Genomic DNA, 18,113 nt, shown 5'->3' with positions numbered 1-18,113 from the left:
GAGGTGCCCCCCGTCTATACGATCTGCCATCGAGCGCCGGAAGTCCTCGCCCCCCGGGTCCAGATCCTTATCCCGCGCATACCGCGTCTGGAGTACGCCGGAGCCCCCGGTCACTCCACCCTCGGACGTACCAGTCCCGATTCGTAGGCGGTGACGACCAGCTGGGCCCGGTCGCGGGCGCCCAGCTTGGCCATGGCCCGGTTGACGTGGGTCTTCACGGTGAGCGGGCTGACGTCGAGCCGCTCGGCGATCTCGTCGTTGGAGAGTCCGCCGGCGACGAGGACGAGGACCTCGCGCTCCCGGGCGGTGAGCGCGGCCAGCCGCTCGGTGCGGCCCCGGCCGCCGTCGCCCACGACGTCCGCGCCGGGGCCCTGGGCCAGGAACGTGGCGATCAGGCCCTTGGTGGCGGCCGGGGAGAGCAGCGCCTCGCCGGCGTGGGCGATCCGGATCGCGCCGAGCAGCTCCTCGGGTTCGGCGCCCTTGCCGAGGAAGCCGGAGGCCCCGGCGCGCAGCGACTGCACGACGTACTCGTCGACCTCGAAGGTGGTCAGCATGACGATCCGTACGGCGGAGAGCTCCGGATCCGCGGTGATCATGCGGGTGGCCGCGAGGCCGTCGGTGCCCGGCATCCGGATGTCCATCAGGACCACGTCGGCCCGCTCGGAGCGGGCCAGGGCCACGGCCTGGGCGCCGTCGGCGGCCTCGCCGACGACCTCCATGTCCGGTTCGGAGTTCACCAGGACCTTGAAGGCGCTGCGGAGCAGGGCCTGGTCGTCGGCGAGCAGTACCCGGATCGTCATGTGTCCTCCCCCGTGCGGGACGTCACCGGCAGTATCGCCTGGACGCGGAACCCGCCGCCGTAGCGGGGGGCCGCGGTCAGGGTGCCGCCGAGCGCGCCGACCCGCTCGCGCATGCCGAGCAGGCCGTGGCCGCCGTTGGGCACGGGGTCGGGGTCGGGCGTGGACGTGCCGTTGTCGAGGACGGTGATCTCGACGGTGCGGCCCACCCGGACCACGCTCACCTCCGCCTCGGCCTCCGGACCCGCGTGCTTGCGCACGTTGGTCAGCGCCTCCTGCACGATCCGGTACGCGGCCAGGTCGACGGTCGCGGGCAGCGGCCGCTCCCCGTCGGTGCGGGCCAGGGCGACCGGGAGCCCGGCGTTGCGGAAGCTGTCGAGCAGCCCGTCGAGGACGGCGAGGCCCGGGGCCGGCTCGGTGGGGGCCTCCGGGTCGCCGGACTGGCGCAGCAGCCCCACGGTGGCACGCAGCTCGTCGAGCGCGGACCGGCTCGCGTCCCTGACATGCGCGAGGGCCTCCTTGGCCTGGTCGGGGCGCTTGTCCATGACGTGCGCCGCGACGCCGGCCTGGACGTTCACCAGGGCGATGTGGTGGGCGACGACGTCGTGGAGGTCGCGGGCGATCCGCAGGCGCTCCTCCGCGACCCGGCGGCCGGCCTCCTCCTCGCGGGTGCGCTCGGCCCGCTCGGCCCGCTCCCTGATGGCGTCGACGAACGCCCGGCGGCTGCGGACGGCGTCCCCCGCGGCCGCCGCCATGCCGGTCCAGGCGAAGAGGCCGACGTTCTCCTGGGCGTACCAGTGGGTGGGGCCGAAGGCCATGGCCGCGGCCGTCAGCGCCGCCATGGTGACGAGGCCGACCCGCCAGGTGGTGGGCCGGTCGGTGCGGGAGGCGACCGTGTAGAGCGCGATGACGGCGCTCATGGCGATGGTCGCGGGCCGGGTGTCGTTGACCAGCTCCAGGAGGCTGACCGCCACCGTGAAGCAGAGCACGTGGAAGGGGTAGCGGCGGCGCAGCACCAGGGCGGCGGCGGCCAGCACCATGAACAGCACGTTCGCCGCGCTGGGCACCCGGTCGCCGAAGGTCAGGCCGCCCGGGCTGCCGTGCGGGGCGGTGAAGGACCCGGCGATCATCGAGACGAGGACGCCGAACGCGAGCGTCGCGTCGAAGGCGAGCGGATGCGCGCGGAACCCGTCGCGGAGACGGGCGAAGGGCGAGCCGGTGGCGGGTCCGGTGGGGGTCACGGGCAACAACGGTACGGGGCGGAACAGGGCGGCCGTGCCCGCTCCGGCGCGCACCCGGCGCGAAACACACGGTCCCGCCGACCCCTAGGGGTCGGCGGGACCGTCGCTCGGGGTCGCCGGCCGGCGGCCGACAGTCGACAGCCGTCAGCCGCGAGCCGTCAGCCGGGGATGAGGCCGTCGTCGGAGAGCATCTCCCTGACCTCGTCCAGGCCCGCGTCCGGAGCGGGCAGGATCAGCTCCGAGGGTTCGAGCGCGTCGTCCGGCAGAGGTGTGCCGAGCCGCCGGACCTCGTCCAGGAGGGCGTTCAGCGTGCGCCGGAAGCCGTCCTGGTCCCCCGACTCCATCTCCACGAGCAGCTCGTCGTCGAGTCTGTTCAGCTCGACGAGGTGGCTGTCGGCCAGCGTCAGCTGGCCCTCCCCCATGATCCGTACGATCATGACGCGTCCTGTCTGTGCGCGGGCTGTCGCCTACGTGACGTGACGCCGCCGGCATGGCGCCGGCGGCGCGTGCCGTCCTTCGCCGCCTACTTCTCGAAGCGCGGGTGGGACTGCGGCTGCTGGTGCGGGGCGGCGTCCTGCGGCGCGGCCGCGCCACCGCCCTCGATCGCCTGCTGCTGGGCGGACGGGCCGCCGGCCAGCTCCGCCTTCATCCGCTGGAGCTCCAGCTCGACGTCCGTACCGCCCGAGAGCCGGTCGAGCTCCGCCTGGATGTCGTCCTTCGCGAGCCCGGACTGGTCGTCCAGGGCGCCCGACGCGAGCAGCTCGTCGATCGCGCCGGCGCGCGCCTGGAGCTGGGCGGTCTTGTCCTCGGCCCGCTGGATCGCGAGACCGACGTCGCTCATCTCCTCCGAGATGCCGGAGAAGGACTCGGCGATCCGGGTCTGCGCCTGGGCCGCCGTGTACGTCGCCTTGATGGTCTCCTTCTTGGTGCGGAAGGCGTCCACCTTGGCCTGAAGACGCTGGGCGGCGAGAGTGAGCTTCTCCTCCTCGCCCTGCAGCGTCTGGTGCTGCACCTCCAGGTCGCTGACCTGCTGCTGCAGCGCGGCGCGGCGGGACAGCGCCTCGCGCGCCAGGTCCTCGCGGCCGAGTGCCAGCGCCTTGCGGCCCTGGTCCTCCAGCTTGGCCGACTGGCCCTGCAGCTGGTTCAGCTGGAGTTCGAGCCGCTTGCGGGAGGTGGCGACGTCGGCGACGCCCCGTCGCACCTTCTGCAGCAGCTCCAGCTGCTTCTGGTAGGAGTAGTCGAGCGTCTCGCGCGGATCCTCGGCCCGGTCAAGGGCCTTGTTCGCCTTCGCGCGGAAGATCATCCCCATACGCTTCATGACACCGCTCATGGGCTTCGCGCGCCCCCTTCTGACGGACTTCGGCTCCAGCTCTTCGACAGGATCCACAGTACGGGCCCTGTCTCCATTACCGCACTGTTCGGAGCCTGATGCGCTCCTCCCCAAGGACGACTACGCCCGGCTTCCCCTCCCGCGCAGGGAGTAGATGGATCTAGGGGAAACCACGCCTGTCCTGCGTACGTACCGCCGTAGACGCACTCTGTTAGCGGATCGTTCCCGCCCGGCATGGGGTTCATGCCCGCCACCCCGTACCCTTGGGTTTTGTGTTCCGTAGCCGTTCGAAGGACGAGAAGGCCCCCACCGACAAGGTGACGGCGGACCTTTCCAAGCAGCCCCGCGACCCCGAGGCCCCCAAGGGCCGCCCGACCCCGAAGCGGAGTGAGGCGCAGACCCAGCGCCGTCGCGCCGCGACGGTGCCGACCGACCGCAAGGAGGCCGCCAAGCGCCAGCGCGAGGCCCGCCGCTCGGACCTCGCCCGTCAGCGCGAGGCGCTGGCCAGTGGCGACGAGCGTTACCTGCCGGCCCGCGACAAGGGGCCGGTCCGCCGCTTCGTGCGCGACTTCGTCGACTCGCGGTTCGCGATCGCCGAGTTCTTCCTGCCGATGGCCGTGGTGATCCTGGTGCTGTCGCTGTTCGGCAACGCCAACCGGTCGCTGCAGAACATCTCGCTGCTCCTCTGGCTCGGTGTGATCATCCTGATCGTCATCGACTCGGTCGGCATCTGGATCCGGCTCCGGAAGCAGCTCAACGAGCGCTTCCCGAACGAGCCGAAGCGCGGCGCCATCGCCTACGGTCTGATGCGTACGCTCCAGATGCGCCGACTGCGACTGCCGAAGCCGCAGGTCAAGCGCGGAGAGCGGCCCTGAGCGCCGACAGTTCGGAGTCCGTCGAGCGCACCTTCGGTGCCGCGACGTCGGAATCGGGCGGTCCCGTGCTGCCCGTGGTCGTGCACTGGCCCGCCGGTTCCGGCGGGCTGCGCGACACGATCCGCCAGGAGCTCGTCGCGCGCCAGCTCGACGAGCAGATATCGAGCCGCTATCCCGTGGGACAGCGGCTCCGCATCCTCGACGCCGGCATGGGCCAGGGCACGCAGGCCCTGCGCCTGGCCCGCGCGGGCCACACGGTGACCGGCCTCGAAGCCGATCCCGACCTTCTGAAGGCCGCCCGCGAGTCGCTGGCGACCGAACCCGCCGGGATCCGTGAGCGGGTCCGGCTGATCGAGGGCGACGGCCGCGAGACCGGGGTGCACTTCCTCCCCGGCAGCTTCGACGTGGTCCTCTGCCACGGCGTCCTCATGTACGCGGACGAGCCCGACGCGCTGCTCGCGGGGCTGGCCCGGATGCTCGCCCCCGGAGGGCTCCTCTCGCTGGTCGTGCGGAACGCGGAGGCCCTCTCCATGCGGCCGGGGCTCGCCGGCGACTGGTCCGGCGCGCTGACCGGCTTCGACTCGGACGTCTACACCGACGACAACGGCGTGAAGGTACGGGCGGACCGCCTCGACGCGCTGACCGCGACCCTGGCCGGGATCGCGGCGCCGCTGCACGCCTGGTACGGGGTGCGGGTCTTCACCGACAGCGTCCCGGCCGAGGCGGGCCTGCCGGCCGCCGAGGAACTGGACCGGCTGCTCGCCGCCGAGGACCGGGCGGGACGGACGGAACCGTACCGACGGGTGGCGGCGCTGCTGCATCTGTGCGGGGTACGGGGCTGAGGGGGCGGCGCTCTTCGCGTGGCGCCAGGCGTGCGCGTGCACGTGCACACGGGCCCGCCGCTGCTCGCGCTGCTTTCGCCTCCGGCGGTCGTACACCCTGATCGGGTGCGCTCGCCGGGCCCGGGGCGGGGCCGAAACGGATACTCCGGACATGGACGCCACCCGTGCCCGAACTCCCCGTGCCCGTGCTTCCCGTCCCCTTCTGCCCCTGGCCGCCGCCGTGTGCGCCGCCGCGCTCGTCGGCGGCTGCTCCGGCGGCGGAGGCACGCCCGCGCCGGAGCGGTCCACGCAGGCCGCGGCGCCGCTCGCCGCCCACGACCTCGAGGACGACTACAAGGCCGTCATCAAGAACGTGCTGCCCTCGGTCGTGCAGATCGACGCGACCCAGAGCCTCGGGTCCGGGGTCGTCTACGGGGACAAGGGCCACATCGTCACCAACGCGCACGTCGTGGGCCGGGAGACGTCGTTCAGGGTGACCGCCGCGACGGGCGGGCAGCCGGTCACCGCGCGGCTCGTCTCCTCGTATCCCGAGCAGGACCTCGCGGTGATCAAGCTGGACGCGCTGCCGCAGGGGCTGAAGCCGGCCAGGTTCGGCGACTCCGCCTCCGTCGACATGGGGCAGATCGTGCTCGCCATGGGCTCGCCGCTCGGCCTGTCCGGCAGCGTGACCCAGGGCATCGTCTCGGCCACGGGCCGCACGGTCAGCGAGGGGCAGACGGGCGGCGGCACGGGCGCGACCATCGCGAACATGGTCCAGACGTCGGCCGCGATCAACCCCGGCAACAGCGGGGGCGCGCTGGTGAACCTGGACGGCGAGGTGATCGGCATCCCGACGCTCGCGGCGGTCGACCCGGAGATGGGCGGCGGCTCGGCCGCCGGCATCGGGTTCGCGATCCCCGCGTCGATGGTACGGACGATCGCCGACCAGATCGTCAAGAACGGCAAGGTCACGGACTCGGGCCGGGCGGCCCTGAACATCACCGGCCGTACGGTCCTGAACGACGACTACGAGCCGGCGGGCGTGGCGGTGGTCGAGGCACCGGCGAACGGGGCGGCGGGCCGGGCGGGGCTGAAGCCCGGGGATGTGATCACGCGGCTGGGGGATGCGGAGGTCACGACGATCACGTCGCTGTCGGAGGCGCTGGCCTCGCGGAAGCCGGGGGAGGTGGTGACGGTGACGTACGTCCGGGGGACGGCGACGCGGGAGGCCAAGGTGACGCTGGGCGAGATGTAGCCCGGGCCACGGCCCCGAGACCCGCCGCCGCCCGCCTCCCCCGCCACCCCGCCGTGTGGGCAATCGTCCCGCAGGGCGGGACGGGTGGGCACACGGGACGGCGCGCTCGGCGGCGCCCCCGCCCTTTGTGCCTGAACCCGCACCCCTAGCTCGGCGCGAACAGGGTGCGGGTCAAGGCGCGGAAGCCTAGGCCCGGCAACGGGCGCCGTTCCGTTGTGCCCACCCGTTCCGCCCCAGCGGAACGACTGCCCACAACGGGGTGGGCGGGGTGGGCGGAGTGGGTGCCGGGCGGTCGGCCGGGGTGCGGGGTGGGGCCCGCACCCCTTGGGACGGGTGGGTCAGGACTCTGCGTTCAGGGGCATCGGGCCGTAGATCTTCGTCCCGTCCTCCGACAGCGTCACCTGGTCCGCGCCGCCGCCCAGCAGGTCCCGCCAGTTCTCGCCGATCCAGCTCTCCGCGTCTCCCTGGGTGGTGAACTCCTCAGGCGTCACCACCGGCTCGACCTCCGTGCCGTCGGACTTCTCGAACCGCCACGTCCATGCCATGTCCGCCTCCTGGCGCTCACCGGATGATCGGTTTCCTGCCCGCAGAGTAGCCGGGCGCGCACCGCTCGCGGTGGCGCGGGAGGATCTGAGGGTGGAACTGACTCTGCTCGGCACCGGTGCCCCGCTCGGACTGCCCCGTCCCGACTGCTCCTGCGCCGTGTGCGCGCTCTCCCGCGGGCCGCGGGTGCGCGCCGCGACGGCGCTGCTCGTGGACGGGGCCCTGCTGCTCGATCTGACCCCGGGGGCCGCTCTCGCCGCCGCGCGGTCGGGGCATTCGCTGGTGGGGGTGCGGCAGGTGCTGCTGACCCATCCGCACGACGGGCCCGCGGTGGAGGTGCCCGCGGGGCTGCCCACCGCCGGGCGGGTGCCGGACGGACGGGAGTTGACGCTGATCTCCGGGCACCGGGTGCGGGCGGTGCCGATGGACTCCCCCGGCACCGGGTACGAGGTGACCTCGGCCGAGGGCGAGACGCTGCTCTACCTGCCGCCGGGCGGGTCCCCCGCGGGGCTTCCGGACGATCACCGGGTGCCGTACGACATGGTGGTCGCCGATGTGACGGGCCGGCCGGACGCGCTGGCCCGGCTGCGGGCGACCGGGGCCGTCGGGCCCGCGACCGATGTCGTCGCCGTGCACCTGGACCACGACGCCCCGACCGGCGCGGAGCTGGACCGGCGGCTCGCGGCGGCGGGTGCGCGGGCGGTGCCGGACGGGACGACGCTGTACGTGGGCGAGTACCACGAGGTGCCGGACGTGCCGCGGCGGACGCTGGTGACGGGCGGGGCCCGGTCGGGGAAGTCGGTGGAGGCCGAGCGGCGTCTGGAGACCTTCCCCGAGGTGCTGTACGTGGCGACGGGCGGGAGCCGGGAGGGCGATGCGGAGTGGGCGGAGCGGGTGGGCCTGCACCGGGAGCGGCGGCCGGCGTCCTGGCGTACGGCCGAGACCTGTGACCTCGTACCGCTGCTCGAAGGGGACGGGCAGGCGCTGCTCGTCGACTGCCTGTCGCTGTGGTTGACGGACGCCATGGACCGGGTGGGGGCCTGGGACGACGAGACGTGGGCGGCCGGTGGGCAGAGCGCGCTGCGCGAGCGGACGGCCGAGCTGGTGGCGGCGGTGCGGGCGACCCGTCGTAGGGTCGTGGCCGTGACGAACGAGGTCGGCTCGGGCGTGGTGCCGGCGACGGCGGCGGGGCGCCGCTTCCGTGACGAGCTGGGCCGGCTGAACGCGGCGTTCGCGGACGAGTGCGAGGAGGTCGTCCTCGTGGTCGCCGGTCAGGCGCTCGTGCTGCGCGGGTAGGGTGCCAGCACCGATGGCCCTCGCTGATCCACAAGGCGGAAACCCGTGAATCTGGACGACTTCTCCGATCTGATCGAGCGCCCCGACGGCGGGATCCGGCGTGACGCCGAAGAGCGCCGTGAGCGGCTGGCCGTGCCGCCGGGGGCGCTCGGCCGGCTCGACGAGCTCGGTGAGTGGCTGTCGGCCGCGCAGGCCTCGGTCAAGGTGCGGGCGATCGAGCAGCCGAAGGTGGTGCTCTTCGCGGGCGACCACGGGGTGGCCTCGCTCGATGTGTCGGGGCGCCCGGCAGGCACCGCGTACGAGCTGGTGCGGGCGGTCCTGGACGGGGCGAGCCCGATCGCGGTCCTCGCCCGGTCGACGGAGGTGCCGGTCCGGGTCGTGGACGCGGGTCTGGACTGCGACCCGGAGCTGCTGCCCGCCGAGGTGGTACGCCACCGGGTGCGGCGCGGCAGCGGCCGGATCGACGTGGAGAACGCGCTGACGGTCGAGGAGACCGAGGCGGCGGTCCGGCTCGGGATCGCGATCGCCGACGAGGAGGCGGACTCGGGCACCGATCTGGTGGTGCTCGGGGATCTGAGCGTGGGCGGGACGACGCCGGCCGCCACGCTGATCGCGGCGCTCTGCGGGACGGACGCCTCCGTGGTGACGGGCCGGGGCGGCGCCGGGATCGACGATCTGGCGTGGATGCGGAAGTGCGCGGCGATCCGGGACTCGCTGCGGCGGGCCCGGCCGGTCCTGGGTGATCAGCTGGAGCTGCTGGCGGCGGTCGGCGGGGCGGATCTGGCGGCGATGACGGGCTTCCTGCTGCAGGCCGCGGTGCGGCGGATGCCGGTGATCCTGGACGGCGTGGTGGGCGCGGCGTGCGCGCTGGTGGCGCAGCGTGCGGCGTTCCGGGCGCCGGATTGGTGGCTGGCGGGCCAGGTGAGCGGGGAGCCGGCGCAGGCGAAGGCGCTGGACCGGATGGCGCTCAACCCTCTGCTCGACCACGGCGTCCATGTGGGTGAGGGAACCGGGGCACTGCTCGCACTCCCCCTCGTCAAGGCCGCGGCGGCGTTCGCCGCGGAGCTGCCCGAGCGTCCGGATCCGACCACTCCGGACGACGAGGGCGCTGCGGAGGCCTGACAGCGGGGGGACAGGAACGACCGACTCCGAGGCGGTCACGCGCGACGCGCGCGTGGCCGTCTCCGGCGTCTCCGTACGGCAAGCACTGCCCCATATGATCGCTTTTCATGGGAGAAGTCCGCTTGCCTGTCGAAGCCGCACCCCGGGGCACGACCGCCCGTTCACGGCGCAGCGCCGCGTTCGCCGTCTGGTACCTGCGCGTCGTCACGTTCATCAATTTCCTGAGTGCCGTCTGGGTCTCCTTCGGGCAGGACCTGCGCCGCCACAACGAGGACAACTACTTCACCCCGTACATGCTCACGGCGGGCTTCGCCTCGGGGGTCTTCACGCTCTTCCTGGCGATCACCATGCGGCGGCGCAAGCGGGCGGCGTGGATCCTCAACATGGTGCTCGGCGGGCTCTTCCTGCTGCTCTTCGCGCTGGTGATGTTCTTCCCCGAGATCCGGCAGCACGCCCAGAACTGGATCTCGCTGGCCCTGACCGCCGCGTTCGTGCTCGCGCTGGTGCTGGGCCGCAAGGAGTTCTACGCGAAGGGCGACCGCTCCAACCCGTGGCTCGCCGCGATCGTCGCGGTCGGCGGACTGCTCGTCACCTCGCTGCTCGCGGCCGTGCTGGTGACCGTCACCAACACCTCCACCGCCCACTCCGACTTCCTGGAGCGCTGGCGGTACGGCGTGATGCGGCTGATCACGCTGGCCTCGGACGACTCGCGGTTCGCCGGGATCACCACCCCCGGCTGGGTGGACGTCACCATCAACGTGCTTTCCACGCTGCTGCTGTTCGCGGTGCTCTTCGCCGCCTTCCGCTCCCGCCGGGCCACCGACCCGCTGACCGAGGAGGACGAGGAGCGGCTGCGGGCCCTGCTCGACAAGCAGGGGGACCGCGACTCGCTCGGCTACTTCGCGCTGCGCCGCGAGAAGAGCGTCGTGTGGTCGCCGAGCGAGAAGGCGGCCGTCACCTACCGGGTGGTCGGCGGGGTCTCGCTCGCCTCGGGCGATCCGATCGGCGACCCCGAGGCCTGGCCCGGGGCCATCGAACCGTGGCTGGCCGAGGCGCGCGAGCACGGCTGGATCCCGGCGGTGATGGGCGCGAGCGAGGAGGCCGGGGTCATCTACGCCCGGCACGGTCTGGACGCCCTGGAGCTGGGCGACGAGGCGATCGTGGAGACCGACGAGTTCACCCTGGACGGGCGGGCCATGCGTACGGTCCGGCAGGCCTTCAACCGGGTCAAGCGGGCCGGGTACGAGGTCCGGATCCGGCGTCACGAGGACATCCCGGCCGAGGAGATGGCCGAGTTGCTGCGGAAGGCCGACGACTGGCGGGACGGGGCGACCGAGCGCGGCTTCTCGATGGCGCTGGGCCGGCTCGGCGATCCGCGGGACGGGCGGTGCGTGATGCTGGAGTGCACTGATGGGGAAGGTGAGCTGCGGGCGGTGCTGTCCTTCGTCCCCTGGGGCCCGAAGGGGCTCTCGCTGGACCTGATGCGCCGGGACCGCGAGTCGGAGAACGGCCTGATGGAGTTCATGGTCATCGAACTCCTGCAGCGGGCCAAGGAGATCGGGATCACTCAGGTCTCGCTGAACTTCGCGATGTTCCGGTCCGTCTTCGAACGTGGCTCGAAGCTCGGGGCGGGACCCGTGCTGCGCATGTGGCGTTCCCTGCTCAGCTTCTTCTCCCGCTGGTGGCAGATCGAGTCGCTGTACCGCGCCAACGCCAAGTACCGACCGATCTGGGAGCCCCGATTCATGCTCTTCGAGAAGAGTGCGGACCTGCTGCGCATCGGCCTGGCGGCCGGTCGCGCCGAGGGGTTCCTGGAGGCCCCGGGGCTGCCGAAGTGGATGCACCGCCGGCATCTGGAGAGCGGCCGTTGACCCGCGCCCTCCGGGAGTTCGCCCACCGCGAGTGGGGCCCGCTGTTCTTCACCGTGCGCGCGGCGCTCGTCACGAAGAGGTGGCGGGCGGTCCCGATGACGCTCGCCGCCGTCTGCCTCACCGCCCTCTTCCAGGTGGTGCAGAACCAGGAATGGGGCTATCGGCCGGTCCAGAACATCGGCTCGGTACGGGCCGAGGACCCGTTCTGGCTGGCGCTGCTGCGGACCCCGCTCTCGCTGTTCGTGCCCGCGCTCGACCTGCCCGTGTGGGGCGCCCTCGCACAGGTGCTGCTGGTCTTCGGCATCGCCGAGATCTGCCTGGGCCGGTGGCGCACCCTCGCCGTCGCCTATCTGGCGACCCTCTGCGGGACGCTGTACGCGCGGGTGGGCATCGCGCTCGGCCCGGACAACCCGTTCGGGCTGCCCGCCTCCGACGCGCTGGTCCACGACACCGGGCCGTCGGCGGCCGTGGTGGGCCTCGCCGTCTACGTCTGCTGGCGGTACGGGGCCCGGTGGACCGGCGCGCTCGTGGTCGTGGCGATGGTCGTCGAGGTGGTCGTCAAGCCGAACCTGGCGGGCAAGGAGCATCTGGCGGCCATCGCCGGGGTCCTCGTCCTGATGGGGATCCAGGCCTGGCGCGGGCGCGGTCAGGAGGGCGTGGAGCCGCCCCGTCCGGGGACCCGCTCCTGGAAGCCGCCGATCAAGTCCTGAGCACGGCGCCGGATCCTGGTCCAGCGCTTGTCGTGGCGGTAGGTGCGGATCCTGGAGCGGGCCCGGGCCCGGTGGCGGCGCCCGTAGAACCGGCGGGCCCACCAGGAGCCGGGGCGGGCCAGCCGGACGGCGCCGACGATCGCCACGAACGGGATCAGGGTGCCGATCACCGCCATCCGGAACTTCCCCTTCACCAGGGTGATCAGGATGAGGAGGAAGTTCAGGGCGAGGGTCAGGATGAAGGTGAGCCGGTCCTGGCGTTCGTCGGCGGTCATGTCGTCGACGCCCAGGGGTGAGAAGCCGCTCAGGGTGAGCCCGACCAGGGCGGCGGTGAGGACGACCACCTCGACGCTCTTGCGGCCGTCGTCGGACCAGTACACGTCGTCGAGATGGAGGATCAGCGCGAACTCGTCCAGGACGAGTCCCGCGCCGATGCCGAAGACCACGGCGAAGAGGGCGGCGCCGAAGCCGTGCCGGTCGCTGCCCACCGCGCCGAAACCGCCGATGACGGTGAGGACCACGCCCGGTACGACGTGATGGATGTGGAGCCCGCCCGAGGAGACGTTCCCGAAGGGCCCCTTCCCCGCCCGGATGAGGCGGACGATGGTCCTCGTGACCAGGAACGTCACGATGAACGAGGTCAGCGCGAGAAGCATCGGGAGCTTGCCCGGCTCGACGATGTTGCGGGAGAACCAGTGACCCATGCCACCCCGTTCCGGAATACGCGGAATGCCCGGTATGCGCAATCTACCGTCCGGAGGCGGCGATTACCCTGCCCGGATGGACGGCCTGCGTTTCGCCTTCGGCACCCTCACGGTGTTCCCCGCCCGCATCACCCGCTGGGACCGGGACGCGGCGCGCGCCGGCATGCTCTGCGCCCCGCTGGCCGGTCTGACCGTCGGACTCTTCGCCGCCGGGCTCGGCGGCGCGTTCCTCGCACTCGGCTCGGGCCCGCTGCTCGCCGCCGTCGTCTCCACCGCCGTGCCCGCCGTCCTCACCCGCGGCCTCCACCTCGACGGCCTCGCCGACACCGCGGACGGTCTCGGCAGCGCCAAGCCCGCCGAGGACGCGCTGCGCATCATGAAGCAGTCGGACGTCGGCCCGTTCGGCGTCATCGTGCTGCTCCTCGTGCTGCTCGCCCAGGTCGCCGCACTCTTCGAGCTGTACGGGCAGAGCTGGGCGCACGGCGCGGTCGGGGCCGCCCTCGCCGCCACCGTCGCCCGGCTCGCCCTCACCCACGCCTCCCGCCACGGCGTCCCCGCGGCCCGGCCCGAGGGCCTCGGCGCGATCGTCGCCGCGACCGTACCGGTCCGGTCCGCGACCCTCTCGACGGCGGTCGTCCTGGCCCTCTGCGCCGCTTCCGGTCTGCTGCTCTCCCCGTACGACGCGCTCCACAACGTCCTGGCGGCGGGTGCGGCCCTGGGCGCGGCGGCGGCGCTGCTGCGCCGGTGCGTACGGCGGTTCGGCGGGGTGACGGGGGACGTGTTCGGCGCGGTGGAGGAGACGGCGGCGACGACGGCGCTGGTGGCGCTCGCCCTGGGCTGACCGCCGTGCCGCGGCCCGCGCTCCCCGCCCGGCCTCAGCGGACGGGCTCCGGGAGGTGCGGGAGGGTGCCCCAGGGGTGCGCGCCGGTGCCGGGGACGGCGCAGTGCACCGGGGTGACCGGGCGGACGTCGGGCGGAGCCGCGTAGACCAAGTGGCAGTAGTGGGCGGCGACCGGCAGGTCGAGCGTCCGGTAGGTGTCCCAGGGTCCCTCGAAGGTGACGACGAGGTCGGCGAACTCCTCGTAGCCCGGATCGGGATGGGCGCCGTGGTTGAGCACCAGGGTCGCCGCACCCGCGGACCGGGCCGCGACCGCGACCCGGCGGTAGTGGGCGAGGGCGTCGGGCGAGGTGGACACCTGGTCGAGGAAGGCGCCGTCGGTGCCGTACCAGTCGCGGTGGCGGAGCAGTTCGGTGACCACTTCGGCGTGCGGGCGGCGCCCGTAGGCGGTGTCGACGTAGCCGAGGAGCCGCACCCCGGCCGCCCGCAGCCGGCCGGCGGCCTCCGCGAACGCCGCGTCGGGGGCCTCGCCCGCGCCGCTCGCCGGGTTGACGACGACGCCGTACAGGGACGGTGCCGCGTCGACGAGAGCCGACCAGGCCTCGGGCCGGTCGGCCGGGTGCTCGTAGAACGGCACCAGGAGGAAACGATTCACGGGACGGTTCCCCTAGACGCGGTGGGCGGTCGGTCGTACCAGCAGGACACCGGTGAGGACGGCGAGCACGGCCGCCGCTCCCCCGGCCGCCACCGGGCCCGCCGCGGGTTCCAGCGTCTGCGCCGCTGCCGCGGACAGGCAGACGGCGGCCGCGCTGAGCACCGCCCCGAAGGCCTGGAGCAGCAGCCCCAGCCAGAGCACGGTCCCGATCAGGAGCAGGGTGACGAGCCGCGGCGGCGTCGGCCAGGGCGCCCCGGGCCAGGCCAGGGTCACGGCGGCGGTGAGCGTGACGAGCACGCCGAGGTAGCCGCCGAGGCAGAGCACGAGGGTGCCGGTGACCGCGCGGCGGAACTGCCGCGCGGTGGCCAGGGTCCGCAGCCGGGTCAGGCTGCCGCCCCGGAAGCGGTGCAGCAGCCACTCGGCGGGCCCCATGGAGAGGGTGAGCGCGATGACGGCGCCCGCACCGCTGACCAGGCTGTCGCCGATGCCCGCGTGGAGCACGAGCAGACCGCTGCCGAGGCCGAAGAGGCCGTACGGGAGGGAGGTCGCGCGCGGGGGGCCGCCGCGTCCGGCCGCGCCGCGCCGGGCGCCCGGCCGGAGGACGAGCGCGGCGAAGACGACGCTCGCGCCGAGCGCGGTGAGGAGGAGGCCGGCGCGCAGGAGGTCGGGCAGGTCCCAGCGGAAGGCGGGGACGGCTCCGGCGAGCGGCGCCAGGGCGCAGAGCAGGGCCCGTTCCCGGCCGAGGACCAGGAGCACGGTGGCGGCGGCGAGATAGACCGACTGCCCGGCGGCGAACAGGGCCGCGGGGGTCTCGCCGGGAGCGGCCGCCGCGAGGGCGACGACCGTACCGGCGAGGGCGCCCGCCGGGGCCCCCAGGAGCAGGGCGCGGGCGGCGGCGGGCCGGTCGCCGAGACCCAGCCAGGTGTACGCGCGGTGGGCGAGGCTCTGGTTCCAGACCCAGCCGGTGACGGCCCCGGCGAGCAGCGGAACCGTTCCGCCCGGGAGTCCGAACCGGCCCTGCTCCCCGGCGAGCAGGGGCGCGGCGAGCACGTACGCGAGTCCGGGCAGGGCGAAGACGAGCCCGCGCAGGAGGCAGTCCGCGAGCCCGCTGTGCCAGGCGCCTCCGGGTGGCGCCTCCGGGGCGGGGTGGCGGCGCTCCACGCGCGCGTAGAGGTCCTCGGCGAGCGCGAACGAGTCGGCGCGGCCGTAGGTGAGCCGGATGTGGTCGTCGGTCATGCCGTCGGACTCGAGGACGGCGGCGATCTCGTCGGGGTGCACGGCGACGGCGACGAGCCCCCCGAGCCGTGCGGTGAGCTCGTCGAGCGGATCGTCGGCGAGGGGGCCTCCGGTGAGGGCTTCTTCGGTAGCGGTGAGGGCTCCTCCGGTGCGAGCGCCTCCGGTGGGGGCCTCTCCGATGGAGGCTCCTCCGGTGGGGGTGCCGCCCCCCGTCGGGTGTCCGCCGGGGGGCGGCGCCCCGGCGGGCCGGTCGGCCGGCGGGGTCGTGGCGCGCCCCGCGCTTCCTTCGCGTCGGGGCCGCGGGATCGCGGGGAGGGGGGTCTGCGTGGCCGGGGGCTTGAGCCAGAGCGAGCCGCTCATGCCGGGGTGCCTCCTGGTACGAGGGCCGTGGAGGCACGGCGCGGGGCGGGGATGCTCAGGCGGAGGGGGGTGGGGGTGAAGGCCGGGACCGGGCGCGCCGCGGGGCGGACCCGGTCGCCCGCGAGTTCGCGGTAGATCCGGCGGAATCCGTCCACCGAACGGTGCAGGGTGAACCGGTCGACGACCCGCTGCCGTGCGAGCCGGCCGAGTTCCGCGCGGCGGGCCCCGTCGCGGAGGAGTTCGGTGACGGCGGCGGCCATCACGGCCGGTTCGCGGGGCGGGACGACGATCCCGGTGTCGCCGACGGCCTCCCGTACCCCGCCGACGTCCGTGGAGACGGTGGCGCGGCCGCAGGACATGGCCTCGATGAGGGAGAACGGGAAGCCCTCGCTGATGGAGGAGAGCATCACCACGCTGCCGGCCGCGTAGGCGCTGGGGACGTCGGAGACCCGGCCCTCGAAGGTGATCCCGTCGGCGACGCCGAGTTCGGCCGCGAGCTTCTCCAGACGGGTGAGGTAGTCCTCGTTCCCGGCCGGGACCGGGCCGAACAACCGGAGCCTCAGCGCGGGCAGTTCGGCACGGCAGATGGCGTACGCCCTGATCAGGGTTTCGAGGTCCTTGATGGGGTCGACCCGCCCGCACCAGCTGAGCGTGGGCGTCTCGGGTTCGGGCCCGGCCTCGGGGAAGAGGGCCGGGTCGACGCCGTTGTAGACGGTGCGGATGCGGTCGGCGGGGGCGCCGCCGCGCTCCTCCCAGCGCCGGTTGTACTGGTTGCAGGGGGTGATGAGGTCGGCCTTGCGGTACCCGAGGGTGTTGAGCTCGCGGTAGAAGCCGAGCATGAGGGCCTTGACGGGCCAGCGTTGCGCCTCGGTGCGGTAGCCGAGATAGCGCTCGCGGAGGTAGATGCCGTGTTCGGTGAGCAGGAAGGGCACCCCTTCGAAGTGCTGTGCGGCGAGCGCGGGAAGGGTGGCGAGGCCGCTGGAGACGGCGTGGGCGACGCCGTCGGCGGCTATCCGGGCGGCCAGCGGCCGCAGGGCGTGTTCGAGCAGGTCGGTGGCGGTGAGCGCGTCGTGGACGGTGGGCCGGGCCGCGAGCGTCGGCAGGTGCGGCATGGTCCAGATCCACATCAGGGAGCGCAGGGCGGCCTCGGAGCGCAGCGCGTGGGTCAGGCGGCCCTGCCGGGCGAGTTCGGCGAGCCCGTACAGGCTGGTGCCGAAGTCGTAGCCCGCCTCCGGGTCGAGGAGGGCGAGGAGCAGCCGCTCGTAGGTGTCGAGGAAGCGGCGGCGCTCGCGCCCCCGCAGGGGCCGGCGTGCCGCGGCGAACAGGCCGGGCGCGGTCGGCCCCTGCGGGAGTCCCCAGAGGGGGTAGGCGGTGTGCCGGGTGACGTTGGACGGCAGCTCCCAGGTGACGGGTTCGCGGCCGCTGCCGGTGAGGGCGAGGATCTCGAAGTCGACCTCGGGCATGCCGCGGACGAGCTGGTCGCACCAGGTGCTGACGCCGCCGTGGACATGCGGGTAGGTGCCTTCGGTGAGCATGGTGACGTGACGGCCACTGCTCGGCATGTGCGGTTCCCCCCAGAACGTGCCGGTCAGGCGGTCGGCAGTGTGAGTGTGACGCTGGTCTGGAGCGGTTCGGGCGCGGTCCAGGCGGAGCGGGTCCCGGCGTACGGCGTGCCGAAGGCGGCGGTGCCGAGGGCGAGGCGCTTGCGGGTGCCCTCGGGGGCGGTGACGGGCGCGGTGACGCCGGCGGGGGCCTTGACGGTGACCGCGGTGCCGATGCGGTAGGCGGTGACCTTTCCGGCGGCGAGCGCCTGGTCCCAGGCGGCGCGGCGGGTCAGTTCGGTGCCGACGTCCCGCTGGGCCGGGTTGACCAGCGGCGCGCTGGGTGCGAACAGGGCCCGGTAGTCGGCGAGTACCCGGTCGAGGACGGGGTACAGCAGCCGCTCCTCGGCGAGGTTCGACTGGTGCACGTAGTGCGGCCGGGGGTCGTTGCCGAGGACGTGGGAGAGGGCGGTGCGGGCTTCCTGCGGCACGATGTGGTCGGCGTAGCCGGTGGCCGTGGGGAGCGGGGCGGGCAGGCAGGTGGAGGCCGGGTTGGACTCGCAGATGCCGCTGCCGCCGTCGGCGCGGGAGGTGTAGATCCAGTTGTACTCGTCGGCCATCTCGGCGGCGGTGCCCACGTTGTAGTACACGTTCATGGGGTGGCGGGGCACGGTCTTGGCGGCGCCGGACGCGGTGCCGACCGCGCGCTGCTGCGGCTCGCGGGAGTTGTCGCTGCCGGTCCACTTGACGCCGTTGTCGGCGAGGGCGCCGGCCAGGTTCGGGTTGTCGACGGGCTGCTGGGGCAGGGTCCTGAGGCCGGAGTGCTCGCCGGTGACGAGTTCGGAGCGGTCGACGGAGATGCCCTTGCGGACGGCCCAGTTGTGGTTGTCGCGGATCTGGGCGGACAGCTCGGCGCGG

Annotated in this window: 17 protein-coding genes and 1 pseudogene; 8 read left to right on the top strand and 10 right to left on the bottom strand. The window is 73.7% G+C overall.

The features are described 5' to 3' along the window. Positions 1-110: 110 nt before the first annotated feature. The 4 genes from AMK27_RS32840 to AMK27_RS32825 form a co-directional block, all read right to left on the bottom strand. Positions 111-800: a response regulator gene (locus AMK27_RS32840; RefSeq protein ID WP_073916662.1), complete on the bottom strand. Its 690-nt coding sequence runs from the start codon at positions 798-800 to the stop codon at positions 111-113. Then, positions 797-2,038, bottom strand: a complete 1,242-nt coding sequence (locus AMK27_RS32835) for a sensor histidine kinase (RefSeq protein WP_073917341.1) — start codon at positions 2,036-2,038, stop codon at positions 797-799. Before AMK27_RS32835 ends, AMK27_RS32840 begins: the two co-directional genes overlap by 4 nt. A gap of 158 nt (positions 2,039-2,196) precedes the next feature. Next, a complete protein-coding gene (pspAA, locus tag AMK27_RS32830; protein WP_073916661.1) occupies positions 2,197-2,475 on the bottom strand; it encodes a PspA-associated protein PspAA in 279 nt (92 codons plus the stop codon). A gap of 86 nt (positions 2,476-2,561) precedes the next feature. Beyond that, complete coding sequence (locus tag AMK27_RS32825; protein WP_073916660.1) at positions 2,562-3,368, bottom strand: PspA/IM30 family protein; 807 nt, start codon at positions 3,366-3,368, stop codon at positions 2,562-2,564. Between the two features lie 272 nt (positions 3,369-3,640). On the opposite strand from AMK27_RS32825, the gene AMK27_RS32820 reads away from it, so the two are divergent. The 3 genes from AMK27_RS32820 to AMK27_RS32810 all read left to right on the top strand — a co-directional run bounded on the left by AMK27_RS32820 (position 3,641) and on the right by AMK27_RS32810 (position 6,319). Continuing rightward, entirely contained in the window at positions 3,641-4,243 is a 603-nt protein-coding gene (locus tag AMK27_RS32820; protein WP_055599508.1) for a DUF3043 domain-containing protein, read from the top strand. Positions 4,244-4,308: 65 nt separating this feature from the next. Beyond that, a complete protein-coding gene (locus tag AMK27_RS32815; RefSeq protein ID WP_198955976.1) occupies positions 4,309-5,085 on the top strand; it encodes a class I SAM-dependent methyltransferase in 777 nt (258 codons plus the stop codon). A 151-nt stretch (positions 5,086-5,236) separates the two neighbouring features. Further along, complete coding sequence (locus AMK27_RS32810; protein ID WP_073916659.1) at positions 5,237-6,319, top strand: S1C family serine protease; 1,083 nt, start codon at positions 5,237-5,239, stop codon at positions 6,317-6,319. Positions 6,320-6,657: 338 nt separating this feature from the next. Here AMK27_RS32810 and AMK27_RS32805 read toward each other — a convergent pair whose 3' ends face one another. Continuing rightward, positions 6,658-6,864 carry a hypothetical protein gene (locus AMK27_RS32805; protein WP_073916658.1) on the bottom strand — a complete coding sequence of 69 codons (207 nt, stop codon included), beginning with the start codon at positions 6,862-6,864 and terminating at the stop codon, positions 6,658-6,660. A gap of 91 nt (positions 6,865-6,955) precedes the next feature. On the opposite strand from AMK27_RS32805, the gene AMK27_RS32800 reads away from it, so the two are divergent. The 4 genes from AMK27_RS32800 to AMK27_RS43120 all read left to right on the top strand — a co-directional run bounded on the left by AMK27_RS32800 (position 6,956) and on the right by AMK27_RS43120 (position 11,861). Next, entirely contained in the window at positions 6,956-8,158 is a 1,203-nt protein-coding gene (locus tag AMK27_RS32800; protein ID WP_073916657.1) for a bifunctional adenosylcobinamide kinase/adenosylcobinamide-phosphate guanylyltransferase, read from the top strand. Positions 8,159-8,203: 45 nt separating this feature from the next. After that, the gene (gene cobT / locus AMK27_RS32795; protein WP_073916656.1) at positions 8,204-9,280 is read left to right on the top strand and encodes a nicotinate-nucleotide--dimethylbenzimidazole phosphoribosyltransferase; all 1,077 of its coding nucleotides are present in this window, start codon (positions 8,204-8,206) and stop codon (positions 9,278-9,280) included. Between the two features lie 107 nt (positions 9,281-9,387). Continuing rightward, positions 9,388-11,151 (top strand): phosphatidylglycerol lysyltransferase domain-containing protein, encoded by a 1,764-nt coding sequence (locus tag AMK27_RS32790; RefSeq protein WP_073916655.1) that lies wholly within the window; start codon positions 9,388-9,390, stop codon positions 11,149-11,151. Then, complete coding sequence (locus AMK27_RS43120) at positions 11,148-11,861, top strand: hypothetical protein (protein WP_198955975.1); 714 nt, start codon at positions 11,148-11,150, stop codon at positions 11,859-11,861. Before AMK27_RS32790 ends, AMK27_RS43120 begins: the two co-directional genes overlap by 4 nt. On the opposite strand, the gene AMK27_RS32780 is transcribed toward AMK27_RS43120, so the two are convergent. Next, on the bottom strand, positions 11,798-12,565 hold the full coding sequence (locus AMK27_RS32780; RefSeq protein ID WP_073916654.1) for a hypothetical protein: 768 nt from the start codon (positions 12,563-12,565) through the stop codon (positions 11,798-11,800). The two genes, AMK27_RS43120 and AMK27_RS32780, sit on opposite strands and share 64 nt — an antisense overlap. Positions 12,566-12,641: 76 nt before the next feature. Between AMK27_RS32780 and AMK27_RS32775 the strand changes: the two genes are divergently transcribed. Then, positions 12,642-13,406: an adenosylcobinamide-GDP ribazoletransferase gene (locus AMK27_RS32775; protein ID WP_241847675.1), complete on the top strand. Its 765-nt coding sequence runs from the start codon at positions 12,642-12,644 to the stop codon at positions 13,404-13,406. Positions 13,407-13,440: 34 nt separating this feature from the next. On the opposite strand, the gene AMK27_RS32770 is transcribed toward AMK27_RS32775, so the two are convergent. From AMK27_RS32770 to AMK27_RS32755, 4 genes and pseudogenes are all read right to left on the bottom strand, one after another. Continuing rightward, positions 13,441-14,058, bottom strand: a complete 618-nt coding sequence (locus AMK27_RS32770; protein ID WP_073916650.1) for a spherulation-specific family 4 protein — start codon at positions 14,056-14,058, stop codon at positions 13,441-13,443. Between the two features lie 12 nt (positions 14,059-14,070). Beyond that, complete coding sequence (locus tag AMK27_RS32765; protein ID WP_073916648.1) at positions 14,071-15,654, bottom strand: hypothetical protein; 1,584 nt, start codon at positions 15,652-15,654, stop codon at positions 14,071-14,073. Then, positions 15,651-17,216, bottom strand: a complete 1,566-nt coding sequence (gene pelF, locus AMK27_RS32760) for a GT4 family glycosyltransferase PelF (RefSeq protein WP_073916645.1) — start codon at positions 17,214-17,216, stop codon at positions 15,651-15,653. Before pelF ends, AMK27_RS32765 begins: the two co-directional genes overlap by 4 nt. 26 nt (positions 17,217-17,242) lie before the next feature. Continuing rightward, positions 17,243-18,113, bottom strand: a pseudogene (locus AMK27_RS32755) (hypothetical protein); the annotation flags it as partial.

Source organism: Streptomyces sp. CB02009 (assembly GCF_001905825.1).
Lineage (GTDB): Bacteria > Actinomycetota > Actinomycetes > Streptomycetales > Streptomycetaceae > Streptomyces.
This window is presented reverse-complemented; position numbering and strand designations above follow the sequence as displayed.